The organism is Chryseobacterium sp. YR221 (assembly GCF_900176315.1).
GTDB lineage: Bacteria > Bacteroidota > Bacteroidia > Flavobacteriales > Weeksellaceae > Chryseobacterium > Chryseobacterium rhizosphaerae.
Genome location: NZ_FWXM01000002.1, coordinates 132,259 through 157,394 on the forward strand (window position 1 = coordinate 132,259; position 25,136 = coordinate 157,394).

At 35.7% G+C, this 25,136-nt stretch carries 29 protein-coding genes and 1 riboswitch; of the genes, 14 read left to right on the forward strand and 15 right to left on the reverse strand.

Going from position 1 to position 25,136, the window contains the following annotated elements:
- Position 1: 1 nt before the first annotated feature.
- The 5 genes from B8967_RS05560 to namA form a co-directional block, all read right to left on the reverse strand.
- Positions 2-1,930, reverse strand: a complete 1,929-nt coding sequence (locus B8967_RS05560) for a type VI secretion system Vgr family protein (protein ID WP_084085067.1) — start codon at positions 1,928-1,930, stop codon at positions 2-4.
- A 141-nt stretch (positions 1,931-2,071) separates the two neighbouring features.
- Positions 2,072-2,476: a type VI secretion system tube protein TssD gene (gene tssD, locus B8967_RS05565; protein WP_047492225.1), complete on the reverse strand. Its 405-nt coding sequence runs from the start codon at positions 2,474-2,476 to the stop codon at positions 2,072-2,074.
- 240 nt (positions 2,477-2,716) lie between these two features.
- Positions 2,717-3,529 (reverse strand): tetratricopeptide repeat protein, encoded by an 813-nt coding sequence (locus B8967_RS05570; RefSeq protein ID WP_143330477.1) that lies wholly within the window; start codon positions 3,527-3,529, stop codon positions 2,717-2,719.
- A 61-nt stretch (positions 3,530-3,590) separates the two neighbouring features.
- Entirely contained in the window at positions 3,591-3,884 is a 294-nt protein-coding gene (locus tag B8967_RS05575; RefSeq protein WP_084085071.1) for a DUF2752 domain-containing protein, read from the reverse strand.
- 30 nt (positions 3,885-3,914) lie between these two features.
- Entirely contained in the window at positions 3,915-4,967 is a 1,053-nt protein-coding gene (namA, locus tag B8967_RS05580; protein ID WP_084085073.1) for an NADPH dehydrogenase NamA, read from the reverse strand.
- A gap of 100 nt (positions 4,968-5,067) precedes the next feature.
- Here namA and B8967_RS05585 point away from each other — a divergent pair, with 100 nt between their 5' ends.
- Positions 5,068-5,550, forward strand: a complete 483-nt coding sequence (locus B8967_RS05585; protein WP_084085075.1) for a cytidine deaminase — start codon at positions 5,068-5,070, stop codon at positions 5,548-5,550.
- Positions 5,551-5,712: 162 nt separating this feature from the next.
- Here the strand turns inward: B8967_RS05585 and B8967_RS05590 are convergent, their stop codons facing one another.
- The 7 genes from B8967_RS05590 to B8967_RS05620 form a co-directional block, all read right to left on the reverse strand.
- Positions 5,713-6,036 (reverse strand): barstar family protein, encoded by a 324-nt coding sequence (locus B8967_RS05590; protein WP_084085077.1) that lies wholly within the window; start codon positions 6,034-6,036, stop codon positions 5,713-5,715.
- The gene (locus B8967_RS05595) at positions 6,033-6,584 is read right to left on the reverse strand and encodes a hypothetical protein (RefSeq protein WP_084085079.1); all 552 of its coding nucleotides are present in this window, start codon (positions 6,582-6,584) and stop codon (positions 6,033-6,035) included. Before B8967_RS05595 ends, B8967_RS05590 begins: the two co-directional genes overlap by 4 nt.
- Positions 6,585-6,730: 146 nt before the next feature.
- Positions 6,731-7,246 (reverse strand): ribonuclease domain-containing protein, encoded by a 516-nt coding sequence (locus B8967_RS05600; RefSeq protein ID WP_047492205.1) that lies wholly within the window; start codon positions 7,244-7,246, stop codon positions 6,731-6,733.
- 32 nt (positions 7,247-7,278) lie between these two features.
- A complete protein-coding gene (gene nadE / locus B8967_RS05605) occupies positions 7,279-8,070 on the reverse strand; it encodes an NAD(+) synthase (RefSeq protein WP_084085081.1) in 792 nt (263 codons plus the stop codon).
- 12 nt (positions 8,071-8,082) lie between these two features.
- Positions 8,083-8,613: a GNAT family N-acetyltransferase gene (locus B8967_RS05610; protein WP_084085862.1), complete on the reverse strand. Its 531-nt coding sequence runs from the start codon at positions 8,611-8,613 to the stop codon at positions 8,083-8,085.
- Between the two features lie 7 nt (positions 8,614-8,620).
- On the reverse strand, positions 8,621-9,142 hold the full coding sequence (locus B8967_RS05615) for a GNAT family N-acetyltransferase (protein ID WP_084085083.1): 522 nt from the start codon (positions 9,140-9,142) through the stop codon (positions 8,621-8,623).
- Between the two features lie 9 nt (positions 9,143-9,151).
- Positions 9,152-9,790: a leucine-rich repeat domain-containing protein gene (locus tag B8967_RS05620; RefSeq protein WP_084085085.1), complete on the reverse strand. Its 639-nt coding sequence runs from the start codon at positions 9,788-9,790 to the stop codon at positions 9,152-9,154.
- Positions 9,791-9,841: 51 nt separating this feature from the next.
- Here B8967_RS05620 and B8967_RS22410 point away from each other — a divergent pair, with 51 nt between their 5' ends.
- The 8 genes from B8967_RS22410 to B8967_RS05660 all read left to right on the forward strand — a co-directional run bounded on the left by B8967_RS22410 (position 9,842) and on the right by B8967_RS05660 (position 16,588).
- The gene (locus B8967_RS22410) at positions 9,842-10,825 is read left to right on the forward strand and encodes a gliding motility lipoprotein GldB (RefSeq protein WP_084085087.1); all 984 of its coding nucleotides are present in this window, start codon (positions 9,842-9,844) and stop codon (positions 10,823-10,825) included.
- Positions 10,826-10,856: 31 nt separating this feature from the next.
- Positions 10,857-11,180: a gliding motility protein GldC gene (gldC, locus tag B8967_RS05630; RefSeq protein ID WP_047492191.1), complete on the forward strand. Its 324-nt coding sequence runs from the start codon at positions 10,857-10,859 to the stop codon at positions 11,178-11,180.
- Between the two features lie 119 nt (positions 11,181-11,299).
- A complete protein-coding gene (locus B8967_RS05635; protein ID WP_047492187.1) occupies positions 11,300-12,439 on the forward strand; it encodes a cystathionine gamma-synthase in 1,140 nt (379 codons plus the stop codon).
- A 72-nt stretch (positions 12,440-12,511) separates the two neighbouring features.
- A complete protein-coding gene (locus B8967_RS05640; RefSeq protein ID WP_084085089.1) occupies positions 12,512-12,958 on the forward strand; it encodes a GNAT family N-acetyltransferase in 447 nt (148 codons plus the stop codon).
- A 47-nt stretch (positions 12,959-13,005) separates the two neighbouring features.
- A complete protein-coding gene (locus B8967_RS05645) occupies positions 13,006-13,518 on the forward strand; it encodes a DinB family protein (RefSeq protein ID WP_084085091.1) in 513 nt (170 codons plus the stop codon).
- Between the two features lie 618 nt (positions 13,519-14,136).
- The gene (locus B8967_RS05650) at positions 14,137-14,685 is read left to right on the forward strand and encodes an L-threonylcarbamoyladenylate synthase (protein ID WP_047492175.1); all 549 of its coding nucleotides are present in this window, start codon (positions 14,137-14,139) and stop codon (positions 14,683-14,685) included.
- 98 nt (positions 14,686-14,783) lie between these two features.
- Positions 14,784-15,131 (forward strand): nuclear transport factor 2 family protein, encoded by a 348-nt coding sequence (locus tag B8967_RS05655; RefSeq protein ID WP_047492172.1) that lies wholly within the window; start codon positions 14,784-14,786, stop codon positions 15,129-15,131.
- Between the two features lie 38 nt (positions 15,132-15,169).
- Complete coding sequence (locus B8967_RS05660) at positions 15,170-16,588, forward strand: CCA tRNA nucleotidyltransferase (RefSeq protein WP_084085093.1); 1,419 nt, start codon at positions 15,170-15,172, stop codon at positions 16,586-16,588.
- Positions 16,589-16,744: 156 nt separating this feature from the next.
- Here B8967_RS05660 and B8967_RS05665 read toward each other — a convergent pair whose 3' ends face one another.
- The 3 genes from B8967_RS05665 to pafA form a co-directional block, all read right to left on the reverse strand.
- On the reverse strand, positions 16,745-17,803 hold the full coding sequence (locus tag B8967_RS05665) for a DUF5074 domain-containing protein (RefSeq protein WP_084085095.1): 1,059 nt from the start codon (positions 17,801-17,803) through the stop codon (positions 16,745-16,747).
- Positions 17,804-17,817: 14 nt separating this feature from the next.
- Positions 17,818-19,659, reverse strand: a complete 1,842-nt coding sequence (locus tag B8967_RS05670) for a TonB-dependent receptor plug domain-containing protein (protein ID WP_084085097.1) — start codon at positions 19,657-19,659, stop codon at positions 17,818-17,820.
- 31 nt (positions 19,660-19,690) lie between these two features.
- Positions 19,691-19,869: riboswitch (cobalamin riboswitch) on the reverse strand.
- 182 nt (positions 19,870-20,051) lie between these two features.
- Positions 20,052-21,698, reverse strand: coding sequence for an alkaline phosphatase PafA (gene pafA, locus B8967_RS05675; RefSeq protein ID WP_084085099.1), 1,647 nt, complete (start codon positions 21,696-21,698; stop codon positions 20,052-20,054).
- Between the two features lie 104 nt (positions 21,699-21,802).
- On the opposite strand from pafA, the gene B8967_RS05680 reads away from it, so the two are divergent.
- Genes B8967_RS05680 through B8967_RS05700 form a run of 5 tightly spaced genes read left to right on the forward strand, consistent with a single transcriptional unit; the run spans position 21,803 to position 24,810 of the window.
- Positions 21,803-22,588, forward strand: coding sequence for a hypothetical protein (locus tag B8967_RS05680; RefSeq protein WP_084085101.1), 786 nt, complete (start codon positions 21,803-21,805; stop codon positions 22,586-22,588).
- Positions 22,589-22,624: 36 nt separating this feature from the next.
- The gene (locus B8967_RS05685; protein WP_084085103.1) at positions 22,625-23,017 is read left to right on the forward strand and encodes a VOC family protein; all 393 of its coding nucleotides are present in this window, start codon (positions 22,625-22,627) and stop codon (positions 23,015-23,017) included.
- A gap of 21 nt (positions 23,018-23,038) precedes the next feature.
- Complete coding sequence (locus tag B8967_RS05690) at positions 23,039-23,575, forward strand: GNAT family N-acetyltransferase (RefSeq protein ID WP_084085105.1); 537 nt, start codon at positions 23,039-23,041, stop codon at positions 23,573-23,575.
- A gap of 53 nt (positions 23,576-23,628) precedes the next feature.
- A complete protein-coding gene (locus B8967_RS05695; RefSeq protein ID WP_084085107.1) occupies positions 23,629-24,201 on the forward strand; it encodes a Crp/Fnr family transcriptional regulator in 573 nt (190 codons plus the stop codon).
- A gap of 54 nt (positions 24,202-24,255) precedes the next feature.
- Entirely contained in the window at positions 24,256-24,810 is a 555-nt protein-coding gene (locus tag B8967_RS05700; RefSeq protein ID WP_084085109.1) for a putative glycolipid-binding domain-containing protein, read from the forward strand.
- Positions 24,811-25,136: the final 326 nt, after the last annotated feature.

Here is a 25,136-nt window from a genome sequence, read left to right on the forward strand (position 1 = left end):
ATCAGAATAATTTTGATTTTTCAGCACTGTTGAATTCTACAATTTTTCCGCTCTGCATGGTCATATTCTCAAGTTCGCTAAACATAGAAATTTCACCGGCTATTTCATTAGACGTTTCAGACTGTCTTTTAAATTCTTTTTCCACCATTTCTGTTCTGGTATCCGAAGATTCTGTGATATCCCCTGATGCCGTTAGTTTCATATCTTTTCCGGCGGTAGAAATAATATCTTCATTGGCAGTACTGGTAATACTTGCCCCTGCACTCACAGAGATTTCCTTTCCTGCACTGATATTGATATTCTCACCGGCATTTAACGTGAAATTTTTCGGAGCTTTCATGCTGATATTTCCTTTACCATCCATAAAATAGCTATTGCCACTTGGATCAAGGATCGTTACACTTCCTTCCTGATCATTCATTAAGATTCTGATCCCACTTCGGGTTTGTATTGATTTCAAATGGTTATTGACACCTCCCCCTAACGCTACCCCTCCATGGAACATTCCTCCCATTACGAAAGGTCTGTCCGGATGACTGTGAACAAAATTAACCATCACCTGGTCTCCTACTTCAGGAATGGCTACATATCCTCTGTTTTGAGAAATCTGATCCGTTCCTCCGGCATCAGGGCTCATCATTCGGATAAAGTGGGTAGTGTCATTGGTCTGCCAGTCGAATCTCACCTGTATTCTTCCTTGTCCTTCAGGATCCGTATTGGAGATTACCGTTGCGGTCTGTGGCTCTGCTTTTGGAACCGTGTATTCCGGTTTGGGAAGAAAACCCGTATCTGAAGCTATTCCTACAAAGCTTCCCTGATAATGACCTATAGTATCAATTTCATGTTCTGCTTCTGTAATCATAATTCTAGTGAAATAAGAGGTTTCATTAGAATCCGGTTTACGCATCTGCATATCTACTACACATCCGGGATGCAGAAAAGGAACCGTTGTATTTCCTGAGATAGAAAAAACATTTACCGCTTCACTTCCTGAAGCGCTTTTCTGTGAATATTCAACATCGAGATGCGTAGCTGCTTTTACAGGAGCTATTTGTAATGCAGGAGTTTTATAGATAGAATCGTTATGGCTGTATGCTGTTTTAGCCAGATCTCCCACATGCTTAATCGGGGTGGATCCTGAAGTCAGCTTTTCATCTTTATTACTGTTGTAGCCGTAGAATTGCGGTCGGGTATGAACAGCTTTCAGGTCAACCTTTATATCATTGGCACTGCTTCCATAGGTCAATACAATAGGTTTGTTTTGTGGGGGCAGTTTTCCGAAATGAAGCACTTCCCCATCGTAATAGAATTGCTCTCCATAGGCTTCTGCCATCCTCGCCAGATAATTGTAATGGGTTTCGTCATATTGGCTGCTGTAGATAATCTGTGAAAAATTATTGGCATCCACCCTGATATCAAAACGACCTTTGTCAATCCCCTGTTTAATCACTTCATCAGCAATAATTCCCATATTAACAGGCTGAGTACCTCCAAAACTCTGAATATGTGGTGCCCCATCAAGCAGAATGGTTGGGCTACAACCCGTAAGCACGACATTTCCCAGGCTCATTTTCTCCTGGCTGAATCCTACTCCCGTAATAACTCCCACAAAAGTTCTTTCCGGACTGTTGTCTATATCTTTATAAGAGAGTACTGCCGTAAGACGCTTACCCAGAAACTTATTAGCCTCTTCCAGTGAATGGGTTTGCCTGTCTCCCAGCGCATCATGTGCCAGAGTAAGGGTAAACTCATGGTGGCGTCTTGTACTTTGCTTAAGTTTAAAGTGTTTATAGTATTTGATCATCTTTCCTTCTATAACCAAAGAAAGCTTTACCAGGCGGTTAATTCCAGTATGGTGATTTTCAGATACACCGTCTGCATTTTGTGTCGGACGAAAAGATCCTGCACTTCTTCCAGATGTGTTTGACATATTTTGTAGTGATTTGTTAAGGTTTTTAATTTTTTTATAAAACGGGACTTAGTAAATAATAATCCCTGAAATCAGGTTTTATAATAGGTAAAAAAAGACCGTCTTAAGAGGACAGCCTTTTTATATCTCAACACTGAGGATCTAGCTCATAGGCCAAAGTCCGTCATAAGATGAATTTCCGTACGTAATACTTTCTGCACTAACTACAAAGCTGATCAGCATATTGTTGCTGTCTAAAGCATCAAAGTCTACTTCGTGCTGGATCACATATCCATTCTCCCATTTTAAAGAGATCAATGTTCCCTCTTCATGAGATTTATTGAAATTAATTTCTCCGTTTGTAGGCTTGTATTTGCTGTTGAGTAAGCTTTCCAAAACATCAGATTTTTCTGTTGCTTCAATCGTTACTTTAATAAGGGCGTTTGTCGGATCAGATGCTACACGTCCTGAAACATCTGTAGCTCTTGATACGCTGTAATTAAGCTTTAATAACTTTTGACCTTCACCTCCATTGAATTTTAAGATTCCTCTTGAATTTCCTGCCATTTCTTAAATTTTATCCTTAATGATTGTTCCCGTATATAGGATTTATATAACAAAGATAGAGTTCATGTTCTAATCTAAAAAGTTTTTAAGCAACAGTTTCATAAATTGTAGTAGTTCTACGACTTTTTACCGGATTTTGAATTCTAATTCAAGAGGATTTCCCCTCTAACTCTGTGATTTTAAGCTTATATTTCATTCAATAATTTCATGTGTTTTTATTGATGATTTGCTGTTCTTCTTTTACAATGCCTCCATACTGATGTAGCTAAGCCTGGAAACCTGATAGGGAAATGTCTCGTATAAAGAATTTCCTTCATTGAAAGATTTTCCTGTTTCAAAATTCTCTTTTGACTCCAGAAGTAATTTGCCGGCTTCTTCTTTTTTGTCAGTTCTGGCTAATGACAAAGCTTTGTAATACTTAGCATCAGCAAAATCTTTATAATACTTCAAGGATATATCGAGATTTTTTATGGCTTCCTGATAATTACCTTTTTCATATTCTATAACTCCCAGATAAAACATTTCATAAGGATTCACCTCATTGTATTTCTTTCCGAAAGCAACAGCTTTTTCCATATATCTTTTGGATATATCAAATTGATTTAACTGCAGGTAACATAAAGCCATCCAAAACGTATAGGGATGATCCATAATAACTCCATTCTCATTTTCTTCTGAAAGAGCTTTAAATTCATTCAGGGCTTCCGTATAATTTTTTTGAAATACACATTTTATAAATGCCCTGTATTCTTTGTAGTGATTGGTTTTATCTAATTCAACGGCTTTATTCAGATATACCATACCCAATTCATATTTTTTTTGTTTGAACAGCGGCATTGCTTTTTGTTGCCAGAAAAAGGCTTCTTTAGGTAAAATAATAAGAATGGAATCAAGGTATTGCTGATGCTGTATAGAGAAAATGGATACTTTCGCATCTTCTTTTACCAGGTTCAAAAGAATTTTCTTTTGAGTATCATCCAGATTCTTCATCATGGTACTCGTTTGTGAAAATAGAATCACCGGAAACAAAACAAACAACAGGAAAGTTTTCATATTGGATTTTTCAGTCTTCTGTAGACCATTATAAGAATGATTAACAATTAATTACAAAACGTTAAACGGTTTCAAAAATATTATGTTTATAAATATAAGCGGCAATCATAATTAAAAGATTGATTACCACCATAATCCCTAAAGCAACACCATATTTTCTTTTCTTGTCGATGAAACTCCAGCCAAGGGTAAAGAAAAACAATAATAAAGTATATACGGCAGGATACATATGAAAAGCCTCTGAAAACTTTCCTTCAAATACCAGCACAATAGCTCTTTGAGCACCACACCCAAGGCATTCTACTCCCAGAAATTTTTTACTGGGACAGGTCAGCATGAAATCTTCAATATCCATTTCTGCAGTATTAAACTATATTACACGTATTTATGATGAGATTTTCGCCCTTGTATATTGATGAGGAAAAAAACATTCTTCTTTCATCTCAAATGACCCCTGAACCGCTATGTATGGATTTCTCAAGATTTCCCGTGCTACAAATATAAGATCGGCATTTCCATTCTGAAGGATTTCTTCAGCCTGTTCAACTTCAGTAATCAAACCTACAGCACCTGTCTTAACAGCGGCCTCATTTCTTATCTGTGAAGAAAATGGAACCTGATAGCCATCAAAAACTGAAATTTTAGCTCCATGAATATTTCCTCCACTCGATACATCTACCAGATCAACGGAATAGTCTTTTAAAACTTTAGCTAAAGCCACACTGCTTTCAATATCCCATCCGTTTTCAGCATATTCTGTTCCGGAAACCCTTACAAAAAGTGCCGTTTCTGCATTCAGCTCTTCATTTACGGCCTCTACAATCTCCAACAGAAAACGGATTCTGTTTTCAAAACTTCCGCCATATTCATCGGTTCTTATATTGGAAAGTGGCGAAAGAAACTGATGGATAAGATATCCGTGTGCCCCATGAAGTTCAATAATATCAAAACCTGCTTTTACAGCTCTTCTTGCTGCCTCTTTAAAGTTGAGCACAAGCCCTTTTACCTCATCAGTAGTCAGCACATGTGGAATTCTTTCTGAAGGATGATAAGGAATAGGACTAGGAGCAATCGTTTCCCAGCCTTCTTCAATAGAGATCTGATGATTGTTCCAGGTAGAGCCCTTTCTACCAGCATGTGCCAGCTGGATTCCTATTTTGGAATCTGAGTGGGTATGTACAAACTCTACTATTCTCTGTAGTTTTTCCGCCTGCTCATCATTCCAGATTCCCATACAATGATTGGTAATCCTTCCCCGGGGTTCTACTCCTGTAGCCTCTATCACAATCAGTCCTGTACCTCCCTGTGCTCTGCTTCCATAATGTACAAAATGAAAATCATTGGCCATTCCGTTTTCACATGAATACATACACATAGGTGACATTACCCATCGGTTTTTTAGCTCTACATTTCTGAATTGTATTGGTGTATATAACATTTTATCTTTTTAAAAAAATTCAACTTAACTCCAGAAGAATAAATATTGCCCACTTCATTAAAAAGAAGTAATTTTACCCCCCTTTTTTAGTCTACAATATATGAAAAAAGACATACAGATCAGTTACGAATATTTTAAAAATAGCAGTGAGCTGAGTGATATAGAAAATACATTATTAGCAAGAGCCAAAGCGGCTCGTGAAAACGCTTACGCACCTTATTCCCAATTTTTGGTAGGGTGTTCCGTATTATTGGAAAATGGAGAAATCTATTCCGGCAATAATCAGGAGAATGCTGCATTTCCATCAGGACTTTGTGCTGAAAGAACCACTCTTTTTTGGGTAGCTGCTAATTTTCCGGATGTGAAAATAAAAAAGATCTTCGTCGTAGGAGGTCCTAAAGAATTTCATGAAAGCAATCCGCCGATTCCTCCTTGCGGAGCATGCCGTCAGAGTTTAATAGAATATGAAACAAAACAAAGTGAAGACATTGATCTCTATTTTTCAAGCATGAATGATGAGGTTGTAAAAGTACACGCCGTAAAAGATCTTCTCCCTTTTTATTTTGATTCAACGTTCTTGTAAGAAAGAGTGAATCTGTAACAAGACAAATAGACTTATAAAAACCTGCAGAGTTTTCTGCAGGTTTTTATTTTTCAATCAATTTTGCATCACATGGTAAATAAAACCACAGATCAAAAAAAGAGGCTGTTTCTATTTATGAAACAATCTCTTTCTATTTTTCGTTTATTTTTCTTCTTCTGATTCTACATCCTCATCGTCTTCATCTTCATCTTCATATTGCTCCAGATAATAACTGAAACTAAAGTCTTCAACTTCTTCTTCAGCATCTTCCAAACTGGTAAGCAGATCTTCGAAAATTTCAAGCTGATCTACTGTCATATTTACGAATTCAATGTGGAGAGGCATTTCCAGGTCTCCTGTAATGGTATCATAAAGCGCATCAAGATTATCCCCAAAGTATTCAGGAAGCTGAATTTTTTCCTTTAATTGGGCGTAAAAATCTTCATAATCGCCTATGTCTGTAAAATCTATATATACTGTCTTCATATTGAACTGAATTTCCAATTTTTTTTGATTAAAAAACTTTTACATTTCTTGCAGAACCCGGTTTCCTCATTGGTGGGGTTTTTACCTTCTGCATTTCTCATAAAGCACATTTTTTCCGGGCAATGTGGAAGCCCCTGCGTATGGCCAAGCTCATGAATGGCTATTTTAAAAAACTGTTCATCAGAATTTTCTTTACTTAACCTAAATTTTGATGCTACACAGGCCTTTCCGGGAGTATATCCCAATCCCATAATTCCAAAGTCTCTGATTTCCCCTCTGGTAGCACTAATATCTTTCGAGGTTAATCCTATTGTTACAAAACCTTCTTTTGTCCTTTTACTCAAGAACTTGATAATTGAATCAGCCCTGTACCGGTTTCTCTCTTTATAATAAGTATTTTCCGGAAAATCTATAGCATCAAGTACTTTGACATTCGGATAAACCTCCCTAATTCCTTCTGCCACGGTTTCCAAACTTTCTGGTTTAACATCTTTAAATGGCTGTATAAGAATGGTAATCGCGGGTTTACGCCTTTCCTCGATCTTCATCTTCTGTTTTTCCGAACATGAGATAATCAGGAGCAAAGCCAATAGCAGATAAAAGAGATTATTATTTTTCAAAATTAATACAATAATTTAAAATACAATATACCAATTGTCATGGCGAGGAACGTAAGTGATAAAGCAATGACTATTTACTGTTTGTCAAAACTCTTATAATGATTCTTAGTAAGGTAGACGTCGCCATTTTCAGTGTATATGATTCGGTCTGCATTTCTACCTCCGCATTGATAATTAACATCGGCTTCAAAGTATTTTTCGCCACCCGGCAACCGTCCTTCCCTGTTTCCGAATTTATCTCCTCCAATAGCCTTCCCGGGAAGCACTTCACAAAGATTTCCTTTTGAAGGATTCCATCCCAGTTTTCGGGCCTCATTTTTTGTAAGATAGTAATCAGGCAGCCTATGGTTTTGTTTCACATAGGTAATAACGGTTTTTTCTTCTGTTAACTTATCAATGGAAATTTGGGCAGATGATGTTCCGTTAGTGTACCCATCTTGAGCAGATGTACTTCCGTAACTTACAGTTTCTTTTTTTGTAGCGGCCTGGTCTTTTTTATCTGCAATAAAATTATTGTAAATATACATGACAGACATTCCAAAAAGAAGTCCCAGGCATATAAAAAAAACTGATCTTATTTTACTGTTCATGGTAATACTCTATTAATAATACAACAATTTTATTAGCTTCTCCACTCTTCCGGAATATCACAGATGGGAATGGGATCCATTTTATGTTTGGCCGCTTTATGCATTCTGTCGAAGATTAAAAAGACTTCTTTATCTCTTCCTTCATAATCTTCTACCGTTTTGGATCCATATTCTTTCTGAATTTTTTCCAGTTCCGGATACGTAGCTCCAATCTGCTGTTCGTCTGTACGGTCTACATCCCAAAGTCCATCCGTAGGAATCGCTTCCTGAATACTTTTAATAAGGTTTAATCCTTTTGCAAGGGTATAAACTTCTGTTTTATAAAGGTCTGCAATGGGAGAAACATCTACACCACCATCTCCGTATTTTGTATAAAATCCGATTCCGAAATCTTCAACTTTATTTCCGGTTCCACATACTAAAAGTCCGTTAAGCTGCCCATAATAGTAAAGGGTAAGCATTCTTAAACGGGATCTTGTATTGGCAAAAGCTAATTTTTCATTGGGATATAAATCATCTTTTACATCAAAAGTTTTATAAAGTTCTTCAAATGCAGGCGTAAGATCCACAGACATCACTTCTACATTCGGGAATCTTGACTTCAAATCATTCATATGTTCCCTTGCTCTATCTACCTGATCAGCTTTCTGACGGATAGGCATCTCGATCAATAATGTTTTCAGACCGGTCATTGCCGCCAGAGTCGAAACCACTCCGGAATCTACGCCTCCGGAAACACCTAATACATACCCGTTTACTTTAGCTTTTGTTGCATAATCTTTTAACCAGCTTACAATATGATCTATCACTTTTTGTGTCTGCATTGTTTATATTTTTTAGTCTATTCCAAATTCTTTAGGGTATTTCACCACCCCTTTTTTATTTTTTAATCCGTTCTCTGTCAACTCAATAGCCATTCCGTTTTCTTCCGAAATATCAAATGGAAAAGAGATTCCAAAATTACTGGTTTTTTCGTAACCAAATCTTGGATAATAATTCTCATGTCCGATAAGTATAATTGAGGAATAGCCTAGTTCCCTGGCTATCGCATGTCCTTGAAGAATAAGTTTGCCACCCACTCCTTTATTCTGAAACTCAGGTTTTACTGAAACAGGAGCTAATGCTAATGATTCATAAGATTCTGGGCCATTATCTATTTTGATTTTTGTGAAGAGAATATGACCGGTAATTTCACCCTGCTCATCTTCTGCTACCAAAGACAGTTCGGGGATAAAAGCATCCGATTTTCTTAATTTTTCAACAAGAAAATGTTCCTGATAGTCGCTATGTTCCATATTCCTAAAAGCTTCTTCTATAAGCTGAAATACTTTTTTATGGTCTTTTTCTTCCTCTTTGCGTATTGTCATATTTATATTAAAGATATTTTTCACGTTTCAGTTCATACCAGCAGCAGAGTACTCCAGAATCCTCAAACTCTCCGGTTCGTTCAAACCCCAATTTGCCTAAAATATAATTGGATCCTGTATTTCCGGAATCTGCATAAGCGTATATAGCATCTGCATTCAATTCATGAAAACCATAATGAAGAACAGCTATCGCTGTTTCCATGGCATAGCCTTTTCCCCAGAATTCAGGGATGAAACGATATCCAAGATCCAATGTATCGACATGGTTATTGATGGGTTGAGTTAATAATTTCAGTCCACTCCACCCTATCATCAGTCCACTTTCTTTTTCTATAACAGCAAGCCTTCCCACTCCATTTTCCTCATATTGCTTCTGAATCATTTTTATCATCTCTTTTGATTCCTGGATGCTTGCTACCGGTGTTCCAAGATATTTCATCACCTCAGGATCAGAATCCATAAGAAACATCCGTTCACAGTCATTATCCTCAAGCTGTCTTAAAATCAGTCGATCCGTCTCTATTCTCATATCATTAGTTTATTCTTCGGTTCCAAAAATAGTAATATTGGTTTTCATTCCCTTCTTTATATCTGCATCTTTCATTTTATTTCCGCCAACGTTCACTGTCTGAAGATCAGTATTTTCTGAAATATCCAGTTTTTGGAGTTTATTATGCTCAAGATTCAACTTTCTTAATTTTTTAAATGAAGTCAAATCGATAGTTTTTAGTTGATTTAAAGATAATGTTAATTGATTAATTTTTGGCGCTACCTTTAATGAAATTGTTTCCAAAAGATTATTGTCAAGATATAACGAGGTCATACTTTTCAGGTTTTCAGCACTGAATGAGGAAACCTTACATCCTGTGCATGAGAACAGTTCCAGATTATCCATATTGCTTATCGCTATATTGGAAATAATATTATCATCCAGAATAACCATTTTTACATGCTCAAAAAAACGTAAATCCTCTGCTGATGTAATTCCTTTCTGAACTAAAAATAAGTTTGTGATCATACTTATTTCGGTCTTTTCCAATATTCCATTCTTATTCAGATCAAAATTTTCAAGGACTGCTTTTTCAAAGTTTTTATCTTTAAACTCAAGCTTTTGACCGTAGAAAAAAGAAAATCCCAAAATAAGAAATAGTGCTGTAAATATTTTAATTTTCATCATTAATTGTCTTTTTAATCCTTATTTTTGTAAACTTAATTTCATGTAAAAATAATGAAGATTTTTAGATTTATTGCGCTTTCTTCTGTTTTAGTTTTGGGCTTAGATTCCTGTAAAAAAGAACCGGAAAATCAATGGAAGGTAGAAATAACCAATACCGCTGAAAAAGTTGAAGTGACGGATATTTCAAAAGAATTTTATAATCCGGGAATTCCGTTAGATCAGTTTAAAACTAAGTTTCCCTGGTTTCAGGGAAGTGTTTCTGATGCTGACTTTCAGAAAAGAAGAGCTGATACTGAAGAAATAAAAATCTATAAAGAAGCGATTGGAAAAATTGATGGAGTAAAACTTCAGAAGGAACTGCAGGATTTATTTTCACATATCAAATATTATTTTCCACAGTTCAAAAGTCCTAAAGTATATCTTTTTTCATCTGCATTACAGATGGTACAGGATCCTATTTTTTATGATGAAAAAGGGAATCTCCTGTTTATAGATATTACAGGTTTTATGGGTGATGGCAATCCTCATTACAAAGGATTGGAACTGTATTTCCAGAAATCGATGAATCCTCAGAATATTGTTCCTAAGGTTTCACAGTTATTTGCTGAAAATATTGTTACAGAATCTCCGGATCACCAGAAATTTATTGACCAGGTAATTCTGAACGGAAAGGTAATGACTCTTCAGGATGCTTTCTTACCGGATTTTCCTGATTACCTTAAAATGAATTATACCCAGAAACAATATGAATGGGCTAAGGTAAATGAAGCGAATATCTGGAATTATTTTGTGGAAAGCAATCTGCTTTTTGGGGATGATCCAAGGTTAGGAGAACGTTTTATTGCTCCGGGCCCCTTCTCCAAATTTTATACAGAGATTGATAATGAATCTTCACCACAAATTGGAATTTTTACAGGATGGCAGATTTGTAAAGCTTATCTTAAAGAAAAACCTGAAACAAAACTGACTGCTTTCCTGAAAATGGACGCGACGACAATCTTTAATCAGTCCGGTTATAAACCGAAACTTAAATAATAGAAAATTTAGAATTTAGAAAAATAGAAAAATGAGAAAGACTCAGATTACGATAGATGTAGAGCTGGATGAAAACCACATCCCTGAAAGTATAACATGGAATGCACAGGATGGCGGAGTTGAAAAGGAAGAAACTAAAGCAACCATGATCTCTGTATGGGATGATAAAGCAATGGAAGCTTTGAGAATAGACCTTTGGACTAAAGAAATGCCTGTAGATCAAATGAAGATGTTTATCCACCAGATCTTAGTATCTTTAGGAAGTACATACCAGAGAGCTACCGGAGAGGAGGATGTAGCGCAGTGGATGGAAGAAATTGCAGAAGAATTTGCAGTAAAGTCAGCAATAAAATAAAAACAATTTGAAAATAGGGTTCTTTGATAATTTGAAAATAGGATGAGATCATAATACAATCAAAAACCATTATCTCATCTTCAAATTACCCCATTTTTAAAGTATCAAATTATATAAATATGAATTTTAATACAAAAGTAATTCACGGAGGGCAGCATCATGAATCTGCAACAGGTTCTGTAAATGTACCTGTATTTTTAACGTCTACATTTGCACAGAAAAGCCCGGGAGTGCATTCCGGATACGAATATTCAAGAGCTGCCAATCCTACAAGACAGGCATTGGAAGACTCTTTGGCAAGCATTGAGAATGGAGCAAGAGGTTTAGCTTTCGGGTCAGGTCTTGCTGCTATCGACTGTGTTTTAAAATTATTAAACCCAGGCGACGAAGTTATTGCTGTAGATGATCTTTACGGTGGAACTTACAGAATGTTTACAAGGCTTTTTGAAAAATATCAACTGAAATTTACTTTCGTGAATTTTGATGATGTTTCTAAAATTGCTGACGTAATTACAGATAAAACAAAATTAATCTGGGTAGAAACACCAACGAACCCATTGATGAAGTTGGTAGATATCAAAGCTGTAGTAGAAATTGCTAAAGGAAAAGACATTCTAGTAGCTGTAGACAATACTTTTGCTACACCTTACATCCAGAGACCAATTGATTTAGGAGCTGATATTGTGATGCATTCTGCTACGAAATATTTAGGAGGACATTCTGACGTGATTGCAGGTGCACTGATCGCTAAGGATGCTGAATTGGGAGAAAAACTTCACTTTATTCAGTTTGCAAGCGGTGGTATTTTAGGACCTCATGATTCTTATCTTGTATTGAGAGGGATTAAAACTTTAGCATTAAGAATGCAGAGACATTCTGACAACGGTCTTGCCGTAGCAAAATATCTTGAAACACATCCTGCTGTAGATAAAGTAATCTATCCTGGATTAGAATCTCACCCACAGTATGAGCTTGCAAAATCTCAGATGAAAGAATCTGGAGGAATGGTATCATTCACTTTCAAATCCGGAAAAAAAGAGGATGCCATCAAGTTTCTGGAAAAAGTAAGAGTATTTACCTTAGCTGAATCTTTAGGTGGTGTAGAGTCTTTAGCCAATCACCCGGCTTTAATGACTCACGCTTCTATCCCGGCAGAAAAACGTGCTGAATTAGGAATTACAGATGACTTGGTTCGTTTAAGTGTTGGTATTGAAGATGCAGAAGATCTTATTGCAGATTTAGAGAAAGCTTTTTCTTAACATACAATAGTAAAAAGGAGTATTTATCATATAAAATACTCCTTTTTATTTACCTATTATCACCAAATATTTATGAAAAATATAAGAAAAGCGGTCGCTAATGACCTCCCTCAATTAGCTGCATTATTTGACCAGTATCGGATTTTTTATCATAAAGAATCAGATATTCCTTCAGCAGAAAAATTTCTTCAGGAAAGACTTGAAAATAAAGACTCTGAAATTTTTGTTGCAGAAGAGAACAGTGAACTGACAGGTTTTGTACAATTATATCCGCTATTTTCATCCACAAGAATGCAGCGTTACTGGCTGCTTAATGACTTATACGTCAATGAAAATCACAGAGGAAAAGGATATTCTAAAGCACTGATCGAAGCATCTAAAGAACTATGCAGATCATCAAAAGCCTGCGGTATATTACTGGAAACAGGTAAAAGCAATGATATCGGAAATCAATTATACCCTACCTGTGGTTTTGAATTGTATAATTCCGTCAATTTCTATGAGTGGAGCAATTCATGATTTTTTTGTATAATGTACAATCTATCTAACTTAAAAAAATTAAAAACATGACAGATTTTCAAAAATATATTCAAAGATATCTAGATCAGGTGCCAACAGGAAACTGGTTGGCAGAATTAAAAATATCAGAAGAGAAAACAATAGGAATTTATTCCAACCTTACGGAAGAACAATCCAGGTTTGCTTATGCTGAAGGCAAATGGACACTGAAAGAACTTCTGTTGCATTTATCAGATACCGAAAGAGTTTTTCAATACAGAATATTAGCCTTTGCAAGAGGTGACAAAAACAATCTTCCGGGATTTGATGAAAATGAATATGCCAATAACTCTTTCGCAGATGAAAGAACACCAGAGTCTCTGATCGAAGAATATAAACTGGTAAGAAAATCTTCTCAGATCTTATTAGAAAGTCTTAATCCCTCTGCTTTACAAAACACAGGAATCGCTAATGGCAACGAAATTTCAGTAGAAACCATTGGAAAATTGATCGTTGGCCACAACTATCATCATCTGAATATTATTGAAGAAAGATATTTATCTAAGTTGGGATGGATGTAATTATATCCATAAGAATTTTCTAAGTTTTGGCTAAAGCCATATCATGTATATTTTCTTGTTAAATGGGCTAAAGCCCATTTCTATTGAATTTAACACGTAAGGCATAACTATTTTGAAAATGTCTATTTCACTCTGGAATTATAAATCATTAATATAAAACATATCCATCATCAATAGGAACGGGCTTTAGCCCGTTTTCCTATGAAAAAATCTTCCATTGGCTTTAGCCAAAGCCTAAAAAAAATTAAAATATAATATCATTTATTCCTCAATTTTTTGTCTGAAATTCCCCGATTCTCTACCCGTATAGTTTTGGCTAAAGCCATATCATGTATATTTTCTTGTTAAATGGGCTTTAGCCCATTTCTATTGAATTCAATACATAAGGCATAACCATTTTGAAAATGTCTATTTCACCCTTGAATCATAAATCATTAATACAAAACATCTCCATCATCAATAGGAACGGGCTTTAGCCCGTTTTCCTATGAAAAAATCTTCCGTTGGCTTTAGCCAAAGCCTAAAAAAATTAAAATACAATATCATTTATTCCTCAATTTTTTGTCTGAAATTCCCAGATTCTCTACCTTTATAGACTGTTTTGAATTCAATACCATTATGGAACATATTATCGAAGTATTAAAATCCGGCGGAACAATTCTTTATCCTACAGATACTATTTGGGGAATTGGTTGTGATGCTACCAATATAGAGGCTGTCAATAAAATTTTTGACATTAAGAAACGTGAAAAAAATAAATCCATGATCATTTTAGTGGAGTCTGAAAAAAGACTTCAGGATCTGGTGGATGTTCCGGAAATGGCATGGGAAATTATTGATCTTAGTGAAAAGCCGGTTACCATTGTTTATGAAAATCCCCGCGGATTGCCCAAAGAATTACTTGCCGAAGATGGCAGTATTGGTATCAGATTGGTAAAAAATGACTTTTGTAAAAAATTAATTACAAAACTGAATAAACCTTTGGTTTCTACCTCTGCTAATTTCAGTGGTGAGAAAAGTCCGTTGAAGTTTTCAGATATTTCAAATGAGATGATCAGTCTTGTAGATTATGCTGTGGAAGAAGATAGAGATAAAGTGTCAAAATATTCAGGATCTTCGGTGATCAAAATATGGAGTGACAACCGAATCAAAGTTCTTCGTGAATAAAATATATTGATCTGTTTATTTTAGAGTCTTGTCTGTTCATATCGGCAGGATTTCTTTTTTTAGTTCTATCTTTGCAAAATTCCAACTCATTACAATATATGATAAACCATAAAGATTTTGCCCGGGAGTGGATACATGTCTGGAATTCTCATGATTTAGAAGCTATTCTATCCCACTATTCTGATGATATTGAAATCACCACTCCAATGATTTCAATGGCTACAGGAGGAAAGGAAAGTTCACTGCAGGGAAAACAATCCGTTCGTGATTACTGGAGAAAGGCGCTGGAAAAATTTCCTAATCTTCACTTCGAGCTGATACAATCTACTGCAGGAGTTGATTCTGTTGCATTATTCTACAAATCTATTATGGACAAACAGGCTGTTGAAGTCATGTTTTTTAATGAAGAAGGAAAAATTAATAAAATGTATGCTCATTATGATTAATGGGTGATATGAGTACAACTTGACGCTATTTACTAACGATGAAAATTAATCTTAACCAAAATAAAAATTTAAAACTTTTCAAAATAATTTCTGAGGCTGCGGAAAAGAATAATCAGTCCGTATACATTGTTGGGGGCTATGTCCGGGATCTTTTAATGAAAAGAAAAGCTTCTACAGATATAGATTTTGTGACCGAACAAAATGGTATTGAGCTTGCTCAGACTGTAGCTCAGGATATTGATCCTAAACTAAAAGTTTCTGTGTTTAAAACATATGGAACGGCTATGATCAAATACAAGGACCTTGATCTTGAATTTGTAGGAGCGAGAAAGGAAAGTTATACTGAAAACAGCCGCAAGCCTGAAGTAGAAGGTGGAACATTGGAGGATGATCAGAAAAGAAGGGATTTTACCATCAACGCCATGGCCATTTCTTTAAATAAAGATAATTTCGGCGAACTGATTGATCCTTTTCATGGAATTGAGGATCTGGAAAAAGGAATTTTAAGAACTCCGCTAGAGCCTGCACAGACTTATTCTGATGACCCGTTGAGAATGATGAGAGCAGTAAGGTTTGCTTCTACATTACACTTTACCATTGAAGAAAATTCTCTGGAGGCTATCAAACAGGAAGCCAAAAGAATTGAAATTGTTTCCATGGAAAGAATCATGGTGGAATTTAACAAAATCATGCTGTCTGAAAGACCTTCTGTAGGATTAAGTTTAATGGAACAAACAGGCCTTTTAAAACTTATTATTCCTGAGCTTATAGAGCTTAAGGGAGTGGAAGAAGTGGAAGGGCAAACTCACAAAGATAACTTTTACCATACCCTAGAAGTTGTAGACAATATTTCTGTGAATACAGATAATCTTTGGTTGCGTTGGTCAGCACTTCTTCACGATGTGGGAAAAGCTCCTACTAAAAAGTTTGTTGAAGGAACAGGATGGACATTTCATGGACATGAATTCTTAGGTTCAAAAATGGTAAAAGCTCTTTTTCAAAGACTTAAATTACCTTTAGGAAGCGATATGAAGTATGTTCAGAAAATGGTAAAGCTTTCCTCCCGACCTATTGCCTTGATCACGGATGATGCATCTGATTCGGCATTAAGAAGATTATTATTTGATGCCGGTGAAAACCTTGAAGATCTTTTTACCCTTTGTAAGGCCGATATCACCACAAAAAATTCTAAAAAGCAGGATAAGTTTAAAAAGAATTTCGAATATGTGGCTGTCAAAATCAAAGAAGTAGAGGAAAAGGATCAGGTAAGGAATTTTCAACCTCCTATTACCGGAGAAGAGATCATGGAAATGTTCCAGCTTAAACCAGGCCGTGAAATCGGTATCTTAAAGGAGAAAGTAAAGGAAGCTATTCTTGAAGGAGAAATTCCTAATGAAAAAGATGAGGCAACAAAATTTGTGATTGCTGAAGCAGAAAAATTAGGATTAAAAATATAATTTTAAATCATAAAACCCCGGGCTGGAAAGATTTCCAGCCCGGGGTTTTTATTTTAATATGTGAATCAAAATCGGCCGGCTCTATGAGACCGACCGAAAAAAAACACAAATGATGAAAAAATAAAAATTTATGTATACAGGCCAAAGCCTTGTATGTTAGTTTTTATAGAAACCGTTTGTTCCGATTCCTGCTGTGAAGCTTCTCAATAGAGTTCCATTGCTTGCACTGTAAACATTCACTTTACTGTCTGCTGAAAAACTTGCGTCTGAGGCAAAGATTCTGCCATCAATTACATCAAATCCATATACATTACCTATAGCAGTCATAATAGGAGTTGTTGGTACAGCAGCAGCACCAATAGTCATTCCGTATATTTTGTTGGTATCTGTAATAAAATAGAATTTATTATCCTCTGCTCTAAGCTTCTGAACTTTAGGGATAGGAAGAGTTGTTGTTGTAAACGTTCCATCTGCAGTATTGATCTTATAGATATAAGAATTGGTATCCCCGGAAGCCAATGCATAAGCAGTTCCTTTATAAGAAATAAGATCTTTAATAATCCCGTTGGCAGGAAGAGTTACTGTTTGGCTCACTGTATTTGTAGACGGATTTATCACAGAGATAGTATATCCTGTTGCAATTGGATTCCAACTCGCGTCATATCCTGTACCATCAGTCTGTACAACAATTTTTCCTTCAGCTTCCACCACTTTTTCAGCAGCATTTGTAAAATCAATACTCTTTACATAAGAATTATCTCCTGTATTGTAAACATTCAGCTTTCTTTTATTTGTTGTAAAGTTATTGTTGGTTACATAATATTGGTTTCCTGAGAAAGCAATATATCTTGCGCCATCAAGATTAGCGGTTACAGTAGCTTGTTTTTTGAAAGTATATCTGTTTACGATATCAATTTTATTGGGAACATTAGACACTAAATAAGCACGATCTCCCTGAAAACCTATACTCTGAAGAACTTTTCCCAGAGGTTCACCATTGTTATTAGAAGCATAAATTTTGTCATACAGATTAGCAAGATTGCTGCTTACGAAAGAAACTTCAGCTGTAGTGGTTGTAAATCCGCCTTCATTGGAAATAAGCACTCCGGCTTCGTAAGTAACTGGCTGCTCTACAATGTCGCTATCGCTGCTACATGAAACATTGAAAAGTAACATGGAAGCAAACGCAAGAGGTAAAATTTTTCTGATATTCATATAATTAATTTATTTTAAAAATTGATAGTAAGGCTTATACTGTAATTTCGTCCGGGTAACGGATAGGAAAGCATCGTATAATAGGTTTCATTTAAAATATTATTTACTTTAAAACCGAGGGTATAATTTGTAAGAAATGTAGCTCCGGCACCGGCATTCATCACAAAATAAGGATCTAAAGCATCACTTCTTTTTTCATTGGAATCTGTATAGGTAAGCCCATTAAACATTCCCTGTACATATACCTTCACAAAATCATATTGGTAGTCTATACCTCCTGTAAATTTATGGAAAGGCACATACATCAGCTGTTTCTGAACATCAAGGTCTTTGGATTTTGTATAAGAATATCCAAGATTTGATTTCAACATATGCTTTCCAAACTTTTTCTCAAATTCCAGTTGAGACTCTACTCCATAAGACTCTACTCTATTGGTATTGGTCGCTCCGTAATATCCTGAAGCTGTTGGAAGCCACCGGATCATATCACGGATATTCATATAGTAAGGAGCTACAGATAATTTAAAGTCTCCTAATTTAAACTGGTTTCTCCATTCAAACTGATAAGAAGTTTCCGGTTTTAAATCCAGATTTCCTCCTGGAGTCCAGTAAAGATCATTAAATGAAGGAGCTCTGAAGTTTCTTGAAATACTTAGCCCTACATCATACCATTTGTTGGCATTCCATTTTCCTGAAAAAGAAAATAAGACCGGCGAGCTGAAGTCTTCCACAAAGTCTTTCTTGATTCCGGCTTCAAACCTTAAATCTTTGGTAGGAAAATAACGAAGTAATCCGGCAATAGATCCAGCATTTCTACTGATATCACCTATTTTTGAACTTCCTTCGCCCTTACCTTTATTCACTTGAAATTCCCCGATAATATTGATATTCCATTTTGAATTGAGGAAGTAATTGAAATCATTTTTTAAAATATAATTCTTTCCGGCACCTCCACTGGTTTCTGGTCCTGCAATATCTCCAAAATACTCAAAATTTTCCTCGGTATAGGCTGCTTTAAATGAATTGCTGAAACGCGTAGTATTCCAATCCCAGGCCATCAGGTTTCTGAAATTCTGGGTATGGTACTTTGTCTTGGTTTCCAGGTCACCAAAACGAACAGGATAATGTTGCTTTCCGTTAAAAGTCTCTGATATCCATGAGATCTGATGATGGGGAGCAATTTTGTAAGCTGCTGCTATATTGAAATTGGTATTATAGTATTTTCCGTTGTCATTCGTATACCTCTTTCCGCCCGCTTCTTCTACTTCATAATCATTCTGGCTTATTGAATGGCTTCCGGAAACTTTAAAGCTGAACTTATCATTGCTGTAAGAACCTTTAACAACATTATTATAAGTATTAAAAGATGCAAATTCTGAAAACAGAACAGCATGGAACCCTTTATTAAAATCAAGGCTGTTATTCAAATGAATACTTCCCCCGATGGCACCACTGCCGTAAATGACACTACCTCCACCAGGTTTAATTCCGATCTGGTCATATCCAAACAAGGCTATATTATTGACATCTCCTTGTCCTAAAAAACTGGAGTTAATATTAATTCCATTCCATACAAAAGCAGTCTGCTGGGCGGTAGTCCCCCTGAAAGAAGGTGAAGAAACAGCACCACGTCCATTTTCTTTGATATAGACTGAAGATTGAAATCTCAGTAATTCGGAAAGGTTAGTCGAGTTTTTTTCAGCATCTTCATTGGTAATATTCGTTACGTGATGGAAGAGCTTTACTTTGTTCATCTGGCTGTCGAATATATAAATAGTATCTAAGGCCTTCTCTTGTCCAAAAAGAAAGCAGCCATAAGACGAAAAAAGCAGTACTAAAGATCTTTTTATATCCATACTAATTTACTCTTCCTCCGAAAGCAATATATATTTTGATTATTATTCTGGCAGGTCTCCTGACTTTCGCCTTCTGTACCTTCCCGTTTTTACACAGTGGTTTTTTACAGAAACTTTTGTTGCGATTTACAGTTGCGGGGACAGTCCGGGAGTTCCACCCGATTCCCTTTTCATTCCAATATATTGGAAACCATAATTTTTGCAAAGATAGCTTTTTAAATGTATTGGACAAAAAGTGAAATACCGGGTGAAAAATGAAGGCGTATGAATAAGGTGTAGAAAAATTCAAACATAAAAACCCTTTATAAAACCTGACCTTTATGAATACTATAAAAATAAAAGCTGCCTTCAATAGTTGAAGGCAGCCATTTATATATACTGATGTTGTTTGATTATTTACCCATCACTTCTGTAATTGGATTTCCAACATTTCCACTTGGGAACTGGATCTTCAATAAAGAAGAAACCGTAGGTGCAATATCTGTCATATGGTATTCTTTATTGCTTTCCCCATGCTGAACTCCCCAACCCATAAAAATCAATGGAATATGGGAATCATAAGAGTTCCAAACACTGTGTGTAGTTCCTGTTTTAGAATAAGGAGGAAGCATAGAGTCATGAGAGATTAACTGAATATCTCCACTTCTCTGTCTGTTGATCCCATTGATGATTCTTTGTTTGATAGGCTCCGGAATGCTGGCTTCCTGAACTCTGTCTACAGAAACAGCATATAAAACCGTAGGGTCTTTTTCAAGCTCTTTTACCGCAAAGTTTCTCACATCATCCAGTTCAAGTTTAGCATCTGTCAATACTTTTCTATCAAAATACACCTGATAATTGTCTATAGCATTGATTAAATTATCAGCCCCAAATTTTTCTTTCAGTTTCTGATTAAGATTTTTTTCCATTCCTTCTCCAAAAAAGCCTGTAGTAATTTTATGCTCTTTAAGGAATCCTACAGAATGAGCTCCTCCGTGGTCAGCTGAAAGAAAAACAGTATACTGCCCTTTTCCTACTTTTGAATCCAGGTAGCTGAAAAACTGAGCCAAATCCTGATCCAGTCTGATATAAACATCTTCAACCTCAATAGAATTCGGCCCATATTTATGACCTGCATAATCTGTAGAAGCCAAATTGATCGCTAAGAAGTCTGTAATATTGTCTCCACCCAACTGTTCTCCTTCTACAGAAGCTTCAGCCAGTTTTAATGTCAATGTATTTCCAAAAGGAGTATAACGGATATTATCTTTCTTTGTCTGATAATCTTTCGCCAGATTGGTATATGGGAATGTAGGTGTTTTGGCACTTCCCAATAGACCTTCCCATGAAGAATTGTCGGGTGAACTTTCTGTATACTGATTGATTGGAAGTAAGGTATTCCAACCGTTAGCCACCAATTTTTCAGGTAAATTCTGAGCATTGAATGATTGGATCCATTGTGGAAGCTCCTTCATATACCATGTACTTGTAATAAAGTTCCCGGTACTGTCGTCAAACCAGAAAGCTCCGTTCGGCGTATGTCCTGCCGGAAGAATAGAAGCACGGTCTTTCAGAGAAACTCCTATTACTTTACCCTGGAAGTTCGTTGCCAGCCTCAACTCGTCGGTTACTGTGGTAGACCATAGATTTTTTGGAGAGTGGCTTCCTGTTTTAGTATTGGTAGTTCCTACCGGCTGAACGCTGTCATCTGCCGTACAGTACACTCCTTTACCTGTTTCCTTATCTGTCCAGTCGTTTCCTGCAATTCCGTGGATGGCAGGTACAGACCCGGTATAGATACATGTATGCCCCAAAGCAGTAATCGTAGGAACATAAGGAATATGTACATTATTTAAAGAATATCCTGTATTCAGCAACCTTTTGAAACCGTCATTTCCATATTTACCATAAAAACGGTATAAATAATCCCAACGCATTTGGTCTACTACCAAACCTACTACTAATTTCGGTCTTTCCAGTTGAGTATTTTTGTTCTTCTGCGCATTGATTGTAACTACGGACAAAACAGCAGCTGCCGCAATTGAAATTTTCCTAAGCATCCAAGTAAATTTTTATTGACCACAAATTTAAGGGTTTTGAATGTTTTGGAGTGTGAAATTTTATTTAATTTTGATCAATATTCAATTCACCAATCAATTCATCCATGATTTTAGGAGTATACTGGTATTTTAAATTTCCTGAAAATTTATATCATTTCAAATTTTTCAGCTTCATGCAGGGATATGGTGGTCATACCGATAGTCTTGCCGAACTGGAGACAAAAGTTCAGGTGGATGATATTAAAAATTTCCTCAACAGACTGGAAGTTTTGAAAGCAAAATTCCCTCAAACCTATTTACAGCTAAAAATCAATGGCAATCAGGTGATGATTACCATCGGAGACGATCAGCTTTTTGATTATTACTTTCAGTTAGCTGCTGAAATGGAAGAGCTGCTGACAGATCAAAATGCAGTACTTTTGGATGGACATATTCCTTTTGAAGCTCAGTATACCAAAAACTATGATCCGGAAAGAGAAATATTCAGGACTATAGAACATCGGTTTATTCAGATGACAGGTTCTGATTTCAGGCAGAATAACGCTGAAAATTTTTCAATAAGAATTGACTGTAACCTTCCTCTGGTATACAAAAAAGATTGTATTAATGATTTAGCTGCAATATGCCGCGAAGAAAACCTCAGCGTATTTTATTACCACGATTTCGACTTTAATGATCAGTGTAATCTGATGCTCTTCTTTACCAATGGCAGACAGTATAAAGACCAGAGTATAGACGTTGATGTTAATTCCTTTGGAGCAAAAATAAGGGACCTGAGTCAAAAATACCCGCTTCGCTTCGGTCATTTTGGAGGTATGAAATATTATCCGCTGAATGGACCTCATATCGAACTGATGGTAGATGAAAACTATATTATCAAGAAAAAATAATTTTATCCAACAATTATTAAATATTAAACCTATACTATGATCAAATTTAAATATGTCATCCTGTATGTAGAAGAGGTAGAAAAATCAATGAATTTCTACAAAAATACTTTTGATACAGAAATAAAATTCATCACTCCAGAAAAGGATTATGGTGAGCTGATAACCGGAGAAACTACTATTTCTTTTGCATCGATCAGTCTGGCCAGTTCCAATTTAAAAGAAGGTTTTTTATCCTCGAAATCGGAAACTAAACCTTTCGGGATAGAACTGGGGTTTATTACAGATAATGTGGAAACATTGGTAGAAAAAGCCGTTAAAAATGGTGCCTCTCTATATGAGAATATTACAGTAAAACCCTGGGGACAAAAAACAGCTTACATCAAAGATCTGGATAATTATCTGGTAGAGATCTGTACCGAAATGTCATAAACTTCCTATTAAAATCATTTTATGGAAATAAAAAAACTGGAAAAGCTTACCAACAATCCCTCCACAAATTGGGGGCACAATGGCTATACTACGGATACCATATATTCTGTCTCTTCCATAGAATATGCCGGTGTTTTTGAATTTACGGTAAAAGAAAAAGCTTTTTCCTATACCAAATTATGGGAAACAAAGCTTGATGAGCTTGAAACCCTTAATACAGTTATTGAAAAAGGAAATTCTTTCGGAGCGTATATGAATCATGAGCTGGTAGGCTGGATTATTGGTGAGCAAAGAACCTGGAACAACAGCTTTTATATCGAAAACATTCTGATCCATGAGAAACACCGGAGACAGGGCGCAGGGATACAGCTGATCAAAAATGCCATTAAAGAAGCCAGAAGATTAAACTGCCGGGTTATTGAACTTGAAACCCAGAATACTAATTATCCTGCGATACAATTTTACAGAAGAATGGGCTTCAATATTACCGGTATGAACACAAGATTGTATAATAATTCCGACGAGATTGCCCTTTTTATGACATTGGATCTGGAATAATAGGAAGTAAATCATATTAATCTTTTAATAATTTTAAGAGCAAAAAACTAAGCATGGAAAACCTATTAAGCTATCTCCGTTCTCTCACTCCTTTTTCTGATGAAAGCTGGTCTTTGCTCCAGCCTGCCCTTTCTGAAAAAAATTTTAAAAAAAATGAAATTATGCTGCGGGAAGGAGAGGTTTGCCATTCTCTGTTCTTTATTGATAAAGGATTTTCTAAAACATATTATGAGATAAATGGAGTGACAAAGAACACCGGATTTTTCTTTGAAAATGAAATAGCTACCAATATCAGCAGCTTTGGCAGTGGACAGCCATCTGAGTTCAATATGGCTGCATGTGAAGAAGTACATACAGTTATTTTCAATAAAGAAAAACTGTTCACAATTGCTAAAGAATCTCATGAAATTGAAAGCCTGGGACGTCATTGTATCCGTCAGTTTGCTACAAAACAGGAAGAGTTTTCCAATCTTTTCAAACTCTATTCCGCTCAGGAAAGGCTGGAATATCTTGAAAACAGATACCCAGAAATGCTACAGCGGGTATCACTTACCCAACTGGCATCTTTCTTAGGCGTAGCAAGGGAAACATTAAGCAGGATCAGGAAACGAAGAATCTCCCATTAATCAATATTTTGTTCAATACATTCTAAAACAGATCATACAATACACCAAAGTAAAATGAAAACATTAATATGGCAAGGAATAATTTATCAGTCTCTCGAATATTTCAATATACAGGAGGATGATAAAAACTACACCGTAACATCAAAAATCATTGGCTGTTACCAGGATAAAATGTATACTGTAGATTATCAGCTCATCCTTAATAAAGATTGGACAATGCTGGATTTTTTAATTGAATCTGAAGTCAATACCATAAAGACTAAGATAACAGGAAAAAAACAACAGGATCATTGGGAGATCAACGACCTTATACATCCTGAGTTGAAAGGGTTTAAATATATCGATATCTCTTTAACCCCTTTTACCAATACACTGCCAATAAATAATTTGATTCTAACTGAAAACCATCCGCAGAAGATCGAAGTTATTTATATTGATATTTTAAACAATCATATTAAACCAGCCAAGCAACAGTATACCCAAACAAGCCCTACAGGATATCTGTACGAAAATATTGAGACCGACTTTAAAGCTGACATCTTAGTGGATGAAGATGGATTGGTCATCCATTATCCAGGGTTGTTTAAAAAAATTGCTGAGCTTACTTAAATCTTATATAACCAATAATTTAATAATACATGATTGTTTAAGTTATGACAATAAAAACCAGCTCTAATTTTACGAAAAGTAATTCCAGATTCTAATTTCACAATTTTTCAGAAGTAACCTCCTACTTAAATAATGATTATTTATTTTTAAACCATAAAACAAATATGTTAAAAAATAAATCAATATTAATAGAAATATTATGATTTTTATCAATACATTTACATATCATTAAATAATCAAGATTGTACCCCGTTCTTTCTAAGAATAAAAATGTGAATATTCCCTTTAAGTGATCACGAATTTCACTTTATCCTTCATTAATTTTC